At 42.0% G+C, this 17,619-nt stretch carries 15 protein-coding genes; 7 read left to right on the forward strand and 8 right to left on the reverse strand.

Features of this window, described 5'->3' with window-relative positions:
• Window positions 1-181: 181 nt before the first annotated feature.
• From HWQ58_RS02965 to HWQ58_RS02995, 7 genes are all read right to left on the reverse strand, one after another.
• Window positions 182-1,585: a ferredoxin:protochlorophyllide reductase (ATP-dependent) subunit N gene (locus HWQ58_RS02965; protein ID WP_292857547.1), complete on the reverse strand. Its 1,404-nt coding sequence runs from the start codon at window positions 1,583-1,585 to the stop codon at window positions 182-184.
• 176 nt (window positions 1,586-1,761) lie between these two features.
• Complete coding sequence (locus tag HWQ58_RS02970; RefSeq protein WP_292857550.1) at window positions 1,762-2,562, reverse strand: DUF5331 domain-containing protein; 801 nt, start codon at window positions 2,560-2,562, stop codon at window positions 1,762-1,764.
• 31 nt (window positions 2,563-2,593) lie between these two features.
• A complete protein-coding gene (bchL, locus tag HWQ58_RS02975) occupies window positions 2,594-3,460 on the reverse strand; it encodes a ferredoxin:protochlorophyllide reductase (ATP-dependent) iron-sulfur ATP-binding protein (RefSeq protein ID WP_292857554.1) in 867 nt (288 codons plus the stop codon).
• 644 nt (window positions 3,461-4,104) lie between these two features.
• Complete coding sequence (locus HWQ58_RS02980) at window positions 4,105-4,359, reverse strand: TIGR02450 family Trp-rich protein (protein WP_292857556.1); 255 nt, start codon at window positions 4,357-4,359, stop codon at window positions 4,105-4,107.
• A gap of 111 nt (window positions 4,360-4,470) precedes the next feature.
• The gene (locus HWQ58_RS02985) at window positions 4,471-4,845 is read right to left on the reverse strand and encodes a hypothetical protein (RefSeq protein ID WP_292857559.1); all 375 of its coding nucleotides are present in this window, start codon (window positions 4,843-4,845) and stop codon (window positions 4,471-4,473) included.
• A gap of 134 nt (window positions 4,846-4,979) precedes the next feature.
• On the reverse strand, window positions 4,980-5,636 hold the full coding sequence (locus tag HWQ58_RS02990) for a GDYXXLXY domain-containing protein (protein WP_292857562.1): 657 nt from the start codon (window positions 5,634-5,636) through the stop codon (window positions 4,980-4,982).
• 175 nt (window positions 5,637-5,811) lie between these two features.
• Window positions 5,812-7,260 carry a DUF2157 domain-containing protein gene (locus tag HWQ58_RS02995; RefSeq protein ID WP_292857565.1) on the reverse strand — a complete coding sequence of 483 codons (1,449 nt, stop codon included), beginning with the start codon at window positions 7,258-7,260 and terminating at the stop codon, window positions 5,812-5,814.
• Window positions 7,261-7,736: 476 nt separating this feature from the next.
• Between HWQ58_RS02995 and clpB the strand changes: the two genes are divergently transcribed.
• On the forward strand, window positions 7,737-10,355 hold the full coding sequence (gene clpB / locus HWQ58_RS03000; RefSeq protein WP_292857568.1) for an ATP-dependent chaperone ClpB: 2,619 nt from the start codon (window positions 7,737-7,739) through the stop codon (window positions 10,353-10,355).
• A 227-nt stretch (window positions 10,356-10,582) separates the two neighbouring features.
• Here the strand turns inward: clpB and HWQ58_RS03005 are convergent, their stop codons facing one another.
• On the reverse strand, window positions 10,583-11,140 hold the full coding sequence (locus HWQ58_RS03005; protein ID WP_292857571.1) for an SRPBCC family protein: 558 nt from the start codon (window positions 11,138-11,140) through the stop codon (window positions 10,583-10,585).
• Window positions 11,141-11,559: 419 nt separating this feature from the next.
• On the opposite strand from HWQ58_RS03005, the gene HWQ58_RS03010 reads away from it, so the two are divergent.
• The 6 genes from HWQ58_RS03010 to HWQ58_RS03035 all read left to right on the forward strand — a co-directional run bounded on the left by HWQ58_RS03010 (window position 11,560) and on the right by HWQ58_RS03035 (window position 17,344).
• Window positions 11,560-11,754: a hypothetical protein gene (locus tag HWQ58_RS03010; protein ID WP_292857573.1), complete on the forward strand. Its 195-nt coding sequence runs from the start codon at window positions 11,560-11,562 to the stop codon at window positions 11,752-11,754.
• Between the two features lie 90 nt (window positions 11,755-11,844).
• Entirely contained in the window at window positions 11,845-12,006 is a 162-nt protein-coding gene (rd, locus tag HWQ58_RS03015) for a rubredoxin (RefSeq protein WP_292857575.1), read from the forward strand.
• A 52-nt stretch (window positions 12,007-12,058) separates the two neighbouring features.
• Entirely contained in the window at window positions 12,059-13,300 is a 1,242-nt protein-coding gene (locus HWQ58_RS03020) for an NAD(P)/FAD-dependent oxidoreductase (RefSeq protein WP_292857577.1), read from the forward strand.
• Between the two features lie 239 nt (window positions 13,301-13,539).
• Window positions 13,540-14,622, forward strand: a complete 1,083-nt coding sequence (locus HWQ58_RS03025) for a hypothetical protein (protein ID WP_292857578.1) — start codon at window positions 13,540-13,542, stop codon at window positions 14,620-14,622.
• Between the two features lie 133 nt (window positions 14,623-14,755).
• Window positions 14,756-15,808: a UDP-3-O-(3-hydroxymyristoyl)glucosamine N-acyltransferase gene (gene lpxD, locus HWQ58_RS03030; protein ID WP_292857579.1), complete on the forward strand. Its 1,053-nt coding sequence runs from the start codon at window positions 14,756-14,758 to the stop codon at window positions 15,806-15,808.
• 804 nt (window positions 15,809-16,612) lie between these two features.
• Window positions 16,613-17,344: an iron-containing redox enzyme family protein gene (locus HWQ58_RS03035; RefSeq protein ID WP_292857580.1), complete on the forward strand. Its 732-nt coding sequence runs from the start codon at window positions 16,613-16,615 to the stop codon at window positions 17,342-17,344.
• Window positions 17,345-17,619: the final 275 nt, after the last annotated feature.

Raw genomic sequence — 17,619 nt, forward strand, 5'->3', positions numbered from 1 at the left:
GAAGGCAATATATTTTGGTAGCTTTATCTGTAGCCAGCTTTTAGAGAATTGGTATAATGTGTACAAATCTAACATAACTTTCATCCTCTCCTCCGAGCCTCTGCGTGAGATAAAAAAAGGACGAACTCGAAAGTTCGCCCCTAACATGGTGTTATGCTGTTGCTCAATTCAAACCCAAAATCTAAATCTTCGCTTCTTCTCTCACCAACTTATCCCAACCCAAATCTTTCAAATTATTATTCCGACGTAGCGGACGAGTCACTAACTCTAATATGTCACGCGCATTCGTAAAGCCGTGAATTTGAGCAAAAGTAAACTCCACAGACCACTTAGTATTAATACCGCGTGCTTCCAATGGGTTAGCGTGAGCCATACCAGTAATTACCAAGTCTGGTTTCAACTCATAAATTCGCTGAAGTTGATTGTAATTATCCGGCTTTTCTACAATCCTTGGCAAGGGTGAATTCATTTCCTGGCAAGTTTTCTCCAGCAATGCCAACTCAGCAGCTTGATAGCGCTTATCCATGTAAGGAATGCCGATTTCGTGAACTGTCATCCCACAACGGATTAAGAATCTTGCTTGGGAGATTTCCAGCAAGTTATCACCCATGAAGAATACAGACTTACCGCGAATCAGTTTCACGTAATCTTCCAAGCCTGCCCAAATTTGGGCTTCCCGTTCATCCAAACCTTTGGGAGTAATACCGAACACTGAGCAGATTTTCTCAATCCAAGCGCGAGTGCCATCGGGGCCAATCGGGAAGGGTGCGCCAATGAGTTTACACTTGCGGCGGCGCATTAAGGTGGTAGCTGTGCGGCTGAGGAAGGGGTTGACACCAGCGACATAATACCCTTCTTCCAATACTGGCAATTCTGTGAAGCGCTTCGCGGGTAGCCAGCCGGAAACTTTGATGCCTTGTTTCTTCAGTTCCAAGGTTAACTGAGTAACTACAGGGTCGGGAAGGGAGCCAAAGAGAACTAAGGGTGGATGATCCACGTACTCAGATTCATCTTGGGCGACATCTTCTTTCTTCTTACCAAAGTTGAGCAATTTAGCGATCGCATTGCGTTCGTTCTTCTCTGTTTCCGCCACCGGAGCCTTATCAGGACAACGGTTAGCCATTGCTGCTAATACGGTGTCTTCCCCTTGGGTGAATGCGTAATCTAGACCATTTGCCCGCGCTACAACGATGGGAATCCCGATTTCGGATTCTAGTTTCGGTGCCAAACCTTCCAAGTCTGTTTTGATAATTTCGGTAGTGCAAGTGCCAATCCAGACAATTACACTAGGATTGCGATCGCGTTTAATCTGCAAGCACAGCCGCTTTAACTCTTCATAATCATTCAGCTGTGCGGAAATATCGCCCTCTTCCAACTCTGCCATTGCATAGCGAGGTTCAGCAAAAATCATCACCCCCATCGCGTTTTGCAGGAAGTAGCCACAAGTTTTTGTCCCAATCACCAAAAAGAAGCTATCTTCAATTTTTTGGTATAACCACGCCACGCAGCTAATTGGGCAAAAGGTATGGTAATTCCCGGTTTCACATTCAAAGTTTAAAGCTTCTGGTTGTTGAGCGACAGTCATTTTGGTTTTTTCTCCCCTTGATATTTAATGGCAGGTCAACCAATTTTAGATTTTAGATTGATAATTTTGGATTGAAGACTGGGACAACAAAAGTATCCTGTGTCTAACGACAATTTCCCTAATTCCTCATCCAAAACCCCAAATCTAAAACTTAAAATTGCGAAGAACGACAATAATTAAGCGTTGGGGAAGAGACGGGCAATTTCTGATTCATCAAAAACGCCTGCTGGCAGTTCTTCCCCCAAAAAATCGTTACTTTCTTCAGCCTTTTGCAAAGCTGTTTCATCACCCCAGACATCTGATAACACGTCTTTAAACGCATTCTCATCTAGTGGACTATCTTCAAGTGCATTGTCTTCGTCTTCATCCAGCTTTACTTCTGTTGCAGCTGTTGTATCGAAGGCAATTTCCCCAAACTCATCTGCTTCTAAACTAGAGGTTTGAAGAGACTCATCTTTTGAATCGTGTCCGTTGGTTAAGGAAATATCACCAAAGCCATTTTCGGTTTCCTCCAACTCGCTGATTCCCAGGCTTTCATCCTCAGAATCTACAATTGCGAACTCTTGAACGTCTACTACCGCCACCGACACAAAGCCATTTGTATGAGAATGTGTCAAAGTTTCATCTTCAGGCTTTTCATCAATGACATCTGCTGGTGTTTCTACGTATCTCTCTACTTCTGGGCTGACGACGAAGCGATTACCGAGAGCTAAATCTGGGTCAAAATGCAAATCCAGCACCTCAATTAGGGTATCGGCGTCAGGATTGAGTTTGGCAAAGGGCAACATTAACTGCGCTAGCTTTGGCTCTAGGGCGTTAAGAACTCCCAGGATGAGGTAAGAAGGTGGTCGCTTCCCACCATCAGGGGTGTAGACCGATTCCACTTCCATGTGGAGGGTAATCCAGTCTCGATTATTCTGGAAAAATTGCAACCACTTTTGCTTTATTGAATCCGTAAAGCTGTTAAAGAATGCCATGTTATTGTCCCCCATCCTGAGAACTTGTGATTTATACAATCATCAAGTCTAGTTCCTCTTCTGAATTAGGAACCTGGGGTTTACCCGGATTTAGATAAAAATCAGATAACAAAGAGAACAATTCCCGATCTGGTGAGTCATTAGGTATAACACCTTCGGGACGCGCTAGAATTTGGTCGGCGATGTTGAGATAGTAGTCGCAAACGTAGTCTAGGGAAGGATCTTGCTCTGCCATCTCAAACAAAGTCTTACCTTTCACACGGGAAACACGGATATCTTCAATCAAAGGTAAAACTTCCAAAACTGGCATGGGCACTGCTTCTATATATTTTTCAATCAAGTCGCGTTTGGAGGTGCGATTGCCAATTAACCCAGCTAGACGCAGTGGGTGAGTTCTTGCTTTTTCGCGGACTGAAGCAGCGATCCGATTAGCCGCAAACAATGCATCAAAGCCGTTGTCTGTAACAATCAGACAGTAATCTGCATAGTTGAGTGGTGCTGCAAAACCACCACAAACTACGTCACCCAGAACGTCAAAGAGAATTACATCGTATTCATCAAAGGCGTTGAGTTCTTTAAGTAATTTCACGGTTTCACCGACTACGTAGCCACCGCATCCAGCACCCGCAGGTGGGCCACCAGCTTCTACGCAATCAACACCGCCGTAGCCTTTGTAAATTACATCTTCCGGCCAGACATCTTCGTAGTGATAGTCCTTTTCTTGGAGGGTGTCGATAATTGTCGGAATCAAAAACCCAGTCAGGGTAAAGGTACTGTCATGTTTGGGGTCGCAACCAATTTGCAGCACTTTTTTGCCACGTTTAGCTAGGGCGACGGATATATTACAGCTAGTTGTGGATTTACCGATACCACCTTTTCCGTAGACTGCTAGTTTCACTGTTGTTTGCCTCTTATAGCTTTTTGTCAAACTTGTGGCTCAAACATTTGCCTTCACCTTTCCTGAGATGGCGATGCGTGAGGTCTGTTGATGTCATTATTGGGCAAATTACCTAGAAAAGAAAGTGGCTCCTAATCTGTAAAACGGTATTATCCGAGGAATTAAAGCTTAATTGTGTTTATTTGGTTTTTTATGAACATTAAAGACTTTAAAAGCTCTCAAAATAGTCATGAAAAAGTTTTTATTACTTATTTTTATAAAAATAGTTACAAAATACAAAAAACTGAAATCGGCTTTTTTGAATGCTTTTCATAGAATTAGTTGATGGTCAGACAACGTGTTTTCAAGGCATTGGGACGCAGGGTCAAGGCGAAAGAGAGGTATATGCAGCCTGATGCTGGAAATACTACTGGAATTTGCGTTAGCGTAGCTCACCGTTCGTGTAGCGTCTCGTAGAGAAGGTATCGCAGATAAATTACCAGTTTTCAGTCGTTAGTCACAACCATTTAATTGCTGCTTGAGAGTAAGTTAGTGTGGTTTTGTAAAAAATTATTAAATTTCCAGATAATTTCTAATTTGATTAAAATTTTTCGGCGGCAGCCCACTAATGGGCATTCCCAGTCTGAGACTGGGAACGAGTCAAATTAGGACACCTCAGTTTCAATTTCCTGGATTTCCTGTAATGTTTGCCAGCCAGCTTGCCACTGGGAGTTATCTTGTAGTAATTTGGCATTTATCCAAAAACGGACTTTAGGATCGCAAGCAGAAACCATTTCGGCGTAAACCCACTTAGCCTGATTTTTCCGGTTAACAACTTGGAAGTGCCGCCAGCCATCAACTTTTCGCTGTGCTGTCCACTTAGAACCAACTAGGTAAGGAAATTTTTGTTTTTTTGTCATTTGTCATTTGTTATTAGTCATTTGTCATTGGGCATAGGACATTGTTATTCTTCCCCTACTCCTCTTGCTCCCTCATCCCCCAGTCCCCAGTCCCTAATCCCCAGTCCCCAATCAAGATGTCACCAAATCACCATTACGGGTAAACTTCTGGCAATGCAACTCACTATCTTGCTGGACACATAGCGAAAACCATCTGATATGACTCCAGCAGGTGTTGATGTTGTTGGTAATTTTGCGCTTTTTTTTGGAAAGGCGTTGCCTTACGACTTCGTTAGGGCAAAGTATTTCTAACGTACCCGTACCATCTTCGTAATCGACGATGCGAAATAGACACTCTTGCAACATAGCACGGCTGCTGCTGTCGAAGAACCGCTTAAACCTCTGTAGCTTTTCCCCTTCAGTCATTTGGCTGATGGGTTTTATTTTCAAGAAATCCTCATCCTCAAAATCAAAGTCATCATCTTCAAAGTCGTAGGGGTCAATCATTTTTAGCATCCACTAGGCGACCTGGAATTATGGTAACTCTGTGTGGAGGCAGGGAAATGAGGAGATACGGAGATGGTTTTGTACCATTGACTTGAAAGTTGATGGAGTTTAACAACACCTTGCACTGCTGAGAATTAAAAATGATATTTCCGATCGCGTACCCACATATTTATAGGTATAGCTTTGCCTTGTGCATTCACTTTCACTTCCACTACTATCGGTTGCGGCTGTCCTGGTTTGATTGATCGGGCTTTAGAGATATCGTTATTAATATTGTTCCGTTGATCCTCTGGGATGTAGTAAGTTTCTAAGCCATAAGTAATCGAATTATAGCCACTATATTGACCTTTTAAGGCGATCTGATTTGCAGCTAGAGAAGTTGGGAATTGTCCACTTACGCGCACAGGTTTCCAAGCTTGAGGAATTCCACTAGAGGATTTTTGCTCTTCCAAAATTATATACAAGTTGGTTCCCTGCGCCAGAGGCTCGCCTCGTTTGTCGGGAACAGGATTTTGCTTCACCAAATCTTCCCAACCAGGAAGTTTTTTTAAATTATCTATGCGAGAAATTTGATAATTTAGCGTCACAGAGTAACCGCGCAGCAAATCGTAAGGATCTACAGGTAGAGTTTGCAAAATAGCTGTTTTACCTGTAACAAGTGTGTAAACTGATTGGGCTGGTACTGCCAAGATGATCGCTGTTTGAATTAGTAGGGGAACTACAAACCGCCAAAGAGCTATAGGCTTTTGTGAAGGTTCATTTTGCAAAGGTAATGCTTGATTAGTTTCCATAGGGGATAATCCGAAAAATGAGTTTGAAGTATTGAACGATCAGCTTTTTTGAATTCAGAGATTTCTTACATAAATTCTGCATAAAGATGCACTTGATATTTATTAAACGAACCGCCAAAGATGCAAAGTAAGATATGGTTCAAGTAATTAGTGCTTTCTTTATAGAGCATTTGTATTATGACCGATTCTCATCAGAAGTTGATAAAACTGGTAAAGACGACAAATAACGTTCAAACCACAATCCAGCAAAAATTACAGCGACACCGCACAAAACAAAAACTAAAGATTTGAAGAGTAAAGCGGTGTCGTACTCTAGTGTTCGGCTGATAATTTGTAGTGTTAATAATATTAGTCCACCCCAAAAATCGCGTCGTTGTCCTAACTCCAGCGCTTCCCGAATTAGTTCAAACCCTAACACTGCTAAAAGGACATTAAAAGCAAATATGGGAATAGCTGGAATCAAAGTAATAGCTTGATGAACGAAGATTAATAAAGCAGTTATGACAATCAAGCTGCCAATAAAGATTGTCTTGAAATCTATTCCTTGGCGTTCCATGTTGCCTGTTGATCGTAGCAAATGCCACCATTGCCACAGAGCTAAAACTGTGAAAATTGCCACATCAATAAAGGGTAGCGAAGTTGCTAAGTGATTATTTTGAAATTCAGTGTAATAACCAACAGATGGAGCTGACCATAACCAACGGAAAGACAGGTAGTAAAACGTGATGCTGAAAAACACCCTAGCTAGAGTCCTGGCAAAGGGCTGAAATAGCCTGGAAGAAACTCGCCAAAATATTAAGTCATCATAACTCCACAATAATGCTGGGGGGAGGGCAAAGGCGGCTATAGCAATCCAAGGTGGAGCATCTCTGTATGTCAGAACTTGCAGCGACTGGAGATGAAATTGCCAGGATGTAACAAATGCGATCGCCGCAATTCTGAAAATCCAACGGGAACGACACCAGTAAGCTAGAGGTACAAACACTACACCTAAGAGTAGGGGCAGATGTTGTATTACCAGCCGTGCCCATGTCAGCTCATTTTGTGCAAAGTACCCATAAAATAATCCTATCGAATACCCGATTAGCACTAAGATCAGGGCAAGCATCCCCAAGGAAGTCAAGCGCAGACCGTAAGCCATTAGCAAAACAGCCAATCCCCAAATTAAGAACAGTTCGTAACTTGAACCGCTAATATGGAACATTTGCGCCAACAGCGCTATATTTGCGCCTATCGTCAACGCACCTAAAAGTAGCAAGCCTTCTCCAAAGACCTGTTGGCGGCGTTTTCGGCCTCTTGGGGAAATATTATTGCTTGCAGGTTGTCTCCAAAAAATAAAACCAGCAATATTAGTTGTCAGGAATAAACTTAACAGTAGTGTTAACTTGGCTTCTCTATTCAAAGCTTGCCAGTTGGCAGCTACAAAAGTAATTACACCTAAGCCTAACAATGTTGCACCCACAGCGATCAAGATAAAAACGAAGCGATCGCGAGCGGCAGTTTCTAGATTATTAAATTGATACCTTTGTGCGAGTATTTGGTAAAAATCGGCATCAATAAGTCCTTCATCCTGCCATAGTTGCGCTTCTTGACGCAACTGGCGGCGAAAATTATCAAGTAACATGATTTTCTCCAAGGCTGTAAGCAAATGGAATGTGGGACGAGAACTATGCTCGTCAGATCAATGAAGCTAATTATACTTACAGTGTCGAGCGACTGTTTTACGCAATACAGGCGTGAAAGTAAAGATGGGCTTGACACCATTTAAGGCGATCGCCTAGTTCATTGCCTCAAACATCTCACGACTGCCTAGAAAGTACAAATAATGAATTTTTATTTCCACGAGCGGTAATACTACTACTCTATAAAGATGTAAAGACCGATCCCGCTAGTCGCCTCCATGTTTTTACAATGACGATATCAGAACAAAACTGATTCTTGTTCTGTATGCGACGAACACTTCGCCCAAAAAGTGTTCCCCCAAAGTTCTGATATCTGAAGACAAGCTGCCGTCCCAGCGATTATGTCGGAAGTCGGCACTCAGACAACTCTGGGCAGCATTGTCTCATGGTTGGGCGTCTACGTTCCTCAAAAAAGCCTATGCAACCAACTAATCCAAATCAATTTACAGAAAAAGCCTGGGAAGCGATCGCCCATACCCCGGATATTGTGAAACAATATCAACAGCAGCAGATAGAAAGTGAACACCTGATGAAAGCGCTGTTAGAACAAGATGGTCTAGCAACTGGCATTCTCACCAAGGCAGGTGTTAACCTTCAAAAACTGCGCGATCGCACTGAACAATTTTTCCAACGTCAACCCAAAGTATCCGGTAGCAGCAGTTCTGTCTACTTGGGACGTAGCTTAGATACACTTCTAGATCGGGCAGACGGATATCGCAAAGAGTTTGAAGACGAATATATTTCAATTGAACACTTATTGTTGGCTTACGCTAAAGATGACCGTTTTGGCAAAGGTTTATTCCAAGAATTTGGTTTAGACGAAGGCAAGCTAAAAAATATTATTAAACAAATTCGTGGGAGTCAAAAAGTGACCGACCAAAATCCAGAAGGCAAATACGAAGCACTGGAAAAATACGGGCGTGACCTTACAGAAGCTGCACGTAAAGGTCAACTCGATCCAGTGATTGGACGGGATGATGAGATTCGTCGGACTGTGCAAATTCTCTCTCGCCGCACCAAGAATAATCCTGTGCTAATTGGTGAACCGGGTGTTGGTAAAACTGCGATCGCTGAAGGATTAGCACAGCGCATTATCGCAGGTGATGTACCTCAATCCCTCAAAGACCGTAAGCTAATCGCTTTAGATATGGGTGCTTTGATTGCGGGGGCAAAATTCCGGGGTGAATTTGAAGAACGCCTGAAAGCAGTATTAAAAGAAGTTACTGAATCTGGCGGCAATATTGTTTTATTTATTGATGAAATTCACACTGTTGTCGGCGCTGGTGCAACCCAAGGCGCGATGGATGCTGGTAACTTATTAAAACCGATGTTGGCGCGGGGCGAATTGCGCTGTATTGGGGCAACAACCCTGGATGAATACCGCAAATATATCGAAAAAGATGCCGCACTAGAAAGACGGTTTCAACAGGTTTATGTCGATCAACCTAGTGTAGAAGATAGTATTTCGATTTTGCGCGGGTTGAGAGAACGTTATGAAAACCACCACGGGGTAAAGATTTCTGATAGTGCTTTAGTTGCCGCCGCCGTATTGTCGAGTCGATATATTAGCGATCGCTTCCTCCCTGATAAAGCCATTGACTTGGTAGATGAAGCCGCCGCGAGATTAAAAATGGAGATTACCTCCAAACCAGAAGAACTCGACGAAATCGATCGCAAAATTCTGCAATTGGAAATGGAGAAGCTTTCGCTGCAAAAAGAAAGCGATGCCGCTTCTCGCGAACGTCTAGGAAGATTGGAAAAAGAAATTGCCGATCTCAAAGAAGAACAAAAAACTCTGAATACTCAATGGCAGTCTGAAAAAGATATCATTGACAAAATTCAGTCTGTTAAAAAAGAGATTGAACGGGTAAACTTAGAGATTCAGCAAGCAGAACGCGATTACGACCTTAACCGCGCTGCTGAATTGAAATACGGTAATTTAACCAGTTTGCATCGTCAATTGGAAGCAATAGAAGCTGAATTGGCAAGCACTCAAAGAAGTGGGAAATCACTATTACGGGAAGAAGTCACTGAAGGTGATATTGCCGAAATTATTTCTAAATGGACAGGAATTCCGATCAGCAAGTTGGTGGAATCGGAGAAAGAAAAACTGTTGCATTTAGAAGATGAACTGCACCGCCGGGTAGTTGGACAAGAAGAAGCAGTCACAGCTGTAGCGGATGCAATTCAGCGATCGCGGGCTGGATTAGCCGATCCCAATCGTCCCATTGCTAGCTTTATTTTCCTTGGACCTACGGGTGTGGGTAAAACCGAGTTGGCGAAAGCGCTGGCAGCGTATATGTTCGATAGCGAAGATGCGTTGGTGCGAATCGATATGTCTGAGTACATGGAGAAACACGCCGTCTCTCGCTTAATCGGTGCGCCTCCAGGATACGTGGGTTATGAAGAAGGCGGACAACTTACAGAAGCGATTCGGCGTCGTCCTTACTCAGTGATTCTCTTCGATGAAATCGAGAAAGCACACCCCGATGTCTTTAATATCTTCTTGCAAATTCTTGATGATGGTCGCGTCACTGATGCCCAAGGTCATAAGGTGGACTTCAAGAACGCTATTATCATCATGACTAGCAACATCGGTTCGCAGTACATTCTTGATATCGCTGGGGATAACGCCCACTATGACGAAATGCACCGTCGAGTCATGGAAGCAATGCGAAATAGCTTCCGTCCAGAGTTCCTGAACCGGATTGATGAAATCATCATCTTCCACGGTTTGGATAAGAAGGAATTGCGGCAAATTGTGCTATTGCAAGTGGAAAGATTGCGGCAAAGACTGAGCGATCGCAAAATATCTCTGAAACTATCGGATGCTGCCCTTGACTTTTTAGCAGAAGTAGGATATGACCCAGTGTATGGGGCACGTCCACTGAAGCGGGCGATTCAGCGAGAGTTAGAAACTCAAATTGCTAAATCCATCTTGCGCGGCGAATTCAACGACGGCAACACCATCTTTGTTGATGTGCAAAATGAAAGGTTGTCCTTTAGCCGTTTACCAGTTGAAGTATTTACCGGATAATTACACCTGATAAATCACACACAAAAACCCGTTTTCTCACAGAGAGCGGGTTTTTGAATTATCCAGAGGTAAAGTAAAAATCCAATCAGCAACGCCTGAATTTTTTATCGTAAATTAAAGGGTTTAAGACCCGCAACGTCAACATGTAGTTCAGTTTCAGTCGGGGTTTAAATCCCCGTCTGAAACTCTCTTCAATTTTGAATTTTGAATGCGTGAATTTTGAATTGTTAATGAGTCTTACACATAACTTGTCGCATTTTACGCATATTTGCAGGCAACTCAAAATTCATCGCTTGTTGAATAAAAATAGATGGAATCGGAATTAGAGGTGTCGCTTGCACAGTATAAGCAAGTATTGTGCCATTACCACAATCTTTTAGTTCTAAATTGGCGTCAAAATCCTCAAAAGTCCCATTTACCATGCGAAATTGGATTTGCTGACCCAGCACTTCTACAACATTGAGGTAAATTTCCACTTGAGCCGTGAAAAAGAAGAAGGCTTTTTGTGCTGCTTGATACAGACGTTTGACTTCACCTTTATGTACTACCTCACTCTTGGTGATATCGGGAAAATATTGTACCCAGCGGGGATAATCAGTTAATTGCTGCCAAACGTGCGATCGCACCATCGGCAAATACATCCAGGCTGTCACCGCGCCACCCGATATCTTGTGCGATCGCGTTTCTACCAAAATTTCACCCTCTACCAGCAACTTTTGCTTGTCTTGACTCCAAGCCATATCTGAACCTGCAATAATTGAATCTGATATATAAGACGCAGACATAATGATTAAGTTACTCCTCAACTCATCCACCTAAATAGAGTTGAAACTACAAGCCATAAAACTTGATTTAAATCCAACCCATTAAATTAGTTCCAGTTTAATACTTATCTTTTCCGGAAAGGATGATTTTTTGCTCATCATTTCAGTTACTTTACTGTAAAAACTGTGTTTCTTATCACAATTAACATAATTAATACTTCAGTGAGTTTTGTCAAAGTAACACTTGTAGATTAAAAACTGCATTGTTAACAGCTAGAATGGCACAAACACGATTTAACATCAAGTACCTTACTCTAACGTTTGGATAGTATCTCTCGGTTTTTACGTGGTATTTCTGATGAAACTACAACTTCATCGTAACTTCATATTTTAATTATCAATATCAAGTGTAATGTCTGTTAAGTTGAGAGGAAAATTAGGTGAGTCAATCTTCTTTAAATCGTAGATTAATCCAGATTTTTGGGATACTTCTCGGCATTAGCGTTGCCATCTGGGTACTGAGAGGTATTGGTATTCTCACTTTTATCCCAGGTGGAATTATTTGGCTACTGCTACTTGGGGCGATCGCGATCGCGATTATTAGTTATGCCCAAAGGACATGGTGGCGTTTTTAGTCATTTGTCAAATAACTAAGCCGATTTTGACTAATTACCAGAAGTATTTAATACTGAAGCAATGCCAACAATTTACGAGGGGAAACGAACATGGCAAAGTATATATGTACTGTTTGCACCTATGAATATGACCCAGAAGTAGGCGATCCAGATAGCGATATAGCGCCAGGAACAGCCTTTGAAGATATACCAGATGATTGGGTATGTCCGACTTGCGGTGCTACAAAAGATCAATTTGAACTAGTTGAATAGTGAAGATAACGGCTAGCCTAGTAAAGTACGTACTATTAAGAAATTTTAGAACTTGCTACCGTTACAAATCGTAGTTATTGGGGGTGGAGCAGCAGGATTTTTTGGCGCGATCACTTGTGCTAAAGCCAATCCTGATGCCCAAGTTACTTTACTCGAAGCCAGTCGTCAACCCCTAGCGAAAGTGTTAGTTTCTGGTGGCGGACGCTGCAATGTAACTCACGCTTGCTTTGAGCCGGAGGAGTTAGTGCAAAATTACCCCAGAGGTGCAAAAGCTTTGCGGGGTGCTTTGACTCGATTTGGGCCTCAAGATACAGTAGCTTGGTTTGCTGCTGGTGGAGTCTATCTCAAAACGGAAGCTGACGGCCGGATGTTTCCTGTCACTAATACTTCAGAAACCATTGTGGAATGTCTAATTAAAGCGGTGGCGACATCTGGGGTAAAACTTTATATCGGTACACCTGTAACTTCGGTGAAACGAACCGCAGCAGACGGGGGGTTTGATATTCTTCTGAAGTCGGGAGAGACGATTAAATGCGATCGCCTACTTCTGGCGACCGGTAGTAGCCTTGCGGGTTATAAAATTGTCCGAGAGTTAGGTCATGAAATTGAACCGCCAGTACCCTCGTTATTTACCTTCAACATTGTCGATCAAAAATTGCGGGAATTGGCTGGAGTTAGCGTTAACCCTACTCAATTGCTGTTATCTGCGGGCGGAAAATCCCAATTGCAACAAACTGGGCCATTACTAATTACCCACTGGGGTTTGAGTGGCCCAGCTGTTTTGAAGCTTTCGGCTTGGGGTGCAAGAGTTCTGCACGAAAGCCGCTACCAAGCCAGATTATTGATTAATTGGCTGCCTGATTTGCACCAAGAACAAGTGCGAGAAAAAGTTTTAGCAGTTAAAGATGAATGGGGAAAGAAAGCGATCGCATTGCATCGCGGCGTTGATCTCCCCCATCGTCTCTGGCAATATATCATTGCCCGTGTAGGCATTACCACAGAAGACCGTTGGGCAGAAATATCTAGTAAAACCTTAAATCAACTGGTGCAAGAACTTACTCAAGGACAATATTTAATCAACGGCAAAGGAGCCTTCAAAGAAGAATTTGTTACCTGTGGCGGTGTCAAGCTCAAAGAAGTCAACTTCAAGACGATGGAAAGTAGGTTAGTTCCTGGTCTTTATTTTGCCGGAGAAATCTTAGATATTGATGGCGTTACCGGTGGGTTTAACTTCCAAAGTGCTTGGACAACCGGTTATTTAGCAGGCGTAGCAATGGCGAATAGCCACGAATAGTCTGCCGATCCAAAATTGATGGATTTGGAGTGACACAAAGACGCGGAGATTTTTCTCCGTGTTAACCCGAACCCATTTTACCAGTTCTTTAGGAACAAGCGATCGCTACTTAACTATATTTACTTATCAAAATTCACACTAATCCTCCAGCATTTCCCACCTTGCCACTCTACATTCACAGCAGCCACCCTAGAGAAGACAAATTTGTGTGGGTGTATTACTTTTTTCATAAAAAATATATGAACACTGATAAAAATACTGCGTCTGAAATTAGGTTGCAGGGAAGCCAGTATATGCTGCATGGCTTTCCAGTGCTTGGTATTCCTGATGATGAGCGTGCTGTCAAATACTTTAGCCTTAATCCATTTTTGCCAAACGCTCAGAATCGTTGCCCGATTGAATGTGCCTATTGTGTCTGTCATCAAGACCGTGAATGGCATCATTATCCACAAAATTTTCAGGATGTCTCAGCTCCAGTTGACCTGCTCGATCTTTTGCTAGACTACATTTTTGCTACCCAAGAGGGACAAAAGGGCTTTCCAATTTCACTATGCGATTACTCTGACCCTTTTATTCGAGTCCATCGAGAACGCGTATTATCAATTCTGGATGCACTTATTGACCGCAAAGCTGCCAACATCGTCTACATCACCACCAAAGTCCATCCTGGTCAATCTTTTCTAGAGCGTCTCAAAACAACTTTAGAGCGGCCTCATTCACTTCGAGTCACTGTCTTTGTTAGTCTACCACCCTTGAAACCAGGCTATGAGCAAGCCTCAATTCAGAGCCGGGTACAGTTGCTGCAAGATTTAGTAAACCTTGGTATACCCTGTTGTTGGTATCTGCGTCCACTGGTTGAAGAGTGGTTTGATGAAGCTTTAATGTGGCAATTAGCACGGACACTATTGCCCCATGTTTCCCGTCACGTTATTCTGTCTGGGCTTGTGATGTCTGAAGAGATTGAAGCGAGTCTGTTAAAACAGGAATTAATCGTTCCAGAATGGGATCGTACACAACCAGGACGTAAGCAATACTTGTCATTAGAGTTCGAGTCAAAACTACGCTCAATTCTCAGCACTGTTGCTAGCGAGCAAAATATTTCTCTCGGCCCGGTGATGGGACATCGGCTATGCGGTACTAACGGCAATCATGCCTATGGCTGCTTGATTTGCGCTAAACAAAACCGTTATTGCCAGCTTTTTCAACTTCATCACTATGGTGAAACGATCGCTACCGAAGATAATCAACGCCTCAAGACGCTATTGAGACAAGATTCAGTGAAAGTAAGCTCACAAAAGCCATCAATAGAAGAATGTCAGTAAAGTAATCCAACCTGAAGTGAATTTAGGAACAGTCTGATTGTTTCATCACTACGCGTCTACAAAATTATTGTATTGGAGCATAAAGAGGGAAAATTATCTTGCGATTGTAGATCAATTTTGAACACACCTAACAATGAAATTCAGCGAAATCCTCCGTCAATTTGGTGACGCGGCCACCAATCATAGCCTGACTAGCAATCCAGACCAAGACCCAGAAATTACAGGGGTAGCAGCCATTGATGAAGCTACCAACGGTACGATCAGTTACGTAGAAGGTGCAAAATTTGGGTCTTTTGTCGGCAATACCAATGCTAGTGCTTTAATTTTGCCCCAAGACGAAAAATTACAGGCGCTTGCACAAGAAAGAGGTATTGTCTGGCTAGCAACCTCAGATCCGCGACTGTTGTTTGCCAAAGCGATCGCCCTTTTTTACCAACCATATCGCCCCAGCCCAGAAATTCATCCCACCGCTGTGATTCACTGCACCGCAAAAGTTGGTAGTGATGTTTATATTGGCCCCCATGCTGTGATTCAACAAGGGGTAGAAATTGGCAATGGTGCAATCATTCATCCCAATGTAGTGATTTATCCAGATGCCAAAATAGGCGATCGCACCACCTTACACGCCAACTGTACCATCCACGAACGCACCTGCATCGGTGCAGATTGCGTTATTCACAGTGGTGCTGTCATCGGTGCAGAAGGCTTTGGTTTTGTTCCTACCCGGACTGGTTGGTTCAAAATGGAACAATCCGGCTATACAGTCTTAGAAGATGGCGTGGAAGTTGGCTGTAACAGTGGCATTGACCGCCCAGCAGTCGGAGAAACACGAGTAGGTCGGAATACAGTAATAGATAGCTTAGTCCAAATAGGTCATGGTTGCCAAATCGGTTCTGGTTGTGCGATCGCAGGTCAGGTTGGCATGGCGGGAGGTGTTAAACTGGGAAATCGCGTTATTTTAGCTGGACAAACAGGAATAGTCAATCAAGTGAAGATGGGAGATGGGTCGATGACATCTGCTCAAACTGGAATTCACAACGATGTTGCACCAGGAGAAATTGTCTGCGGAACTCCAGCCCTTCCTTACAAACTATATCTCAAGGTATCTGCTGTTTATGGTCGCCTGCCAGATATGTATCAATCATTAAAACAATTGCAACGTAAATTCAAAAATAGCAATGATTAAGCTGAAAGTTATCTAAATTGCATAACCAAATTCCAAATAACTCTTGTGGGGCGTGAGTCTTGCACGTCCCATTCTGTATTCTTGTTCAAGAGGATTTTGTTTTTATTGCTATTGACAGATGGTAATTTGAATGACAGTAATTTAATTAGTTTCGTTAGGGCAAATGGTATTTATACCATTTTTTAAGGAAAAGTGTGAGAAAAGCAGAAAAAGATATGCAGTGAAGCATATTTGAACAATGGAGAAATTTTACGCTATACTTCCTTTATTTTGCCCAAAATATTTTCAATATACGGGATTATCTTGCAAATGCCGAGTATTTGGAGATTTAGCAAGTTGTCTTAGAAATAAAACCGCTTGATAGTTTTATACCAACTTTAGAAATTGCAGAAAAAAGTAAAGATTTAATTAATGATACTTTTTTTATTTGCGTACAAAAAAATAAAACACTAAAATCTTTATTAGGACAGAGTACGAACTTTTACTGAATTGTTTTACTAAAGAGGGTAACAAATTAGTCAAAAGAACTGTGGATACAGTTCAGTTATGTGAAGTATGGTTACAAAGGGTATGCACATTTTACTATGTTAACTGCCTCGTAATTGTCCATTATTCGCATCAAGTCAGTCAATCAAGTAAATGAAGTGAATTCACTTCGTTAATAAGCATTTGCAAACATACTCTGAAGCAAAGTTACAAAAAGTATGCATACTTTGCTATACAACCTGTGTGAATAATCGTCCAGATAATCACACCAAATTAGACAATCAAGCATCAATAACAATCCACTTATCCCCTAGAATAATGACTACAACTATTTCTTTGGATACTAAGATATCCAACCAATTACAGCAAGTTTTGTTAGAACTCACAACTGCACAGGATTTGTCTCTACATCCCTTCGTTCAACGCTTTGCCAAAGGAGAATTTTCACAAGATGCAATCCGCCAGTTTGCAATAAAAATGCTACCTGGCTCAAACAGATTCAATATGGCATTTCTGAAAGTTGCGTCAAAAATGGATAGTTACCATGCTAGAACCATTATGCTAGAAAATGCATTTACAGAGCATGGACAACTCAACCCAGACTTTGCTCATGTAGCACTGTTTATGCGTTTTATGAAAGGTATTGATTGTCCTAAAATTGATATCAATGCCGATGATGGAGCGTTTCTCATTCCGGCATTACGCTTTAAGAAATTTGAATTTTGTGATGATGAACCTATAGTACGCTCTTTAGGAATATTTGCAGCAATTGAGCAAGTCTTACCTGGAATTTTCATCAAATATATCGAAGGAATTCGTAAGATATTTAAAGGGATTGATGACCATACCATCGAATATTTTCATCTTCACTGTCACTTAGATCCAGAACATACAGACGAATTGATTCAAGTGGCCCAAATTTATACCAAGTCTGAGAAAGATGTTGAACTCTTCCGTGAAGGAGTTGAAGATATGGTTAAATCAATTGGTGATATGTTTTCTTGGATGGATGAAAACATCGAAAAAGAAGCGTTAACTTTACGAAGCTAATACCAAAGCAATTCTCAAAATTAGAGTTTAATTAAAATTATCCAAAATTACCAGTCTTATATATTGTAAGTTGGTTAATTTTGGAAATTTTTTTATCAAAACATGTACGGCGTAAATCTAGCTAACATTTAAATTATTGGACTTCGGACAAATAAAAAGTACACGAATACTGTTAATCGTCCAAAGTCCAATCAATTAACCAGACAAGGGACTTAAGCCCGGGAGCATCCCAGTTTTTTGCAAAGAGGGGGAAAATCAGTCAGGATAAGTAAGAC

This window comes from Nostoc sp. LPT, from assembly GCF_017115165.1.
In the GTDB taxonomy this organism is placed as follows: Bacteria; Cyanobacteriota; Cyanobacteriia; order Cyanobacteriales; family Nostocaceae; genus Nostoc.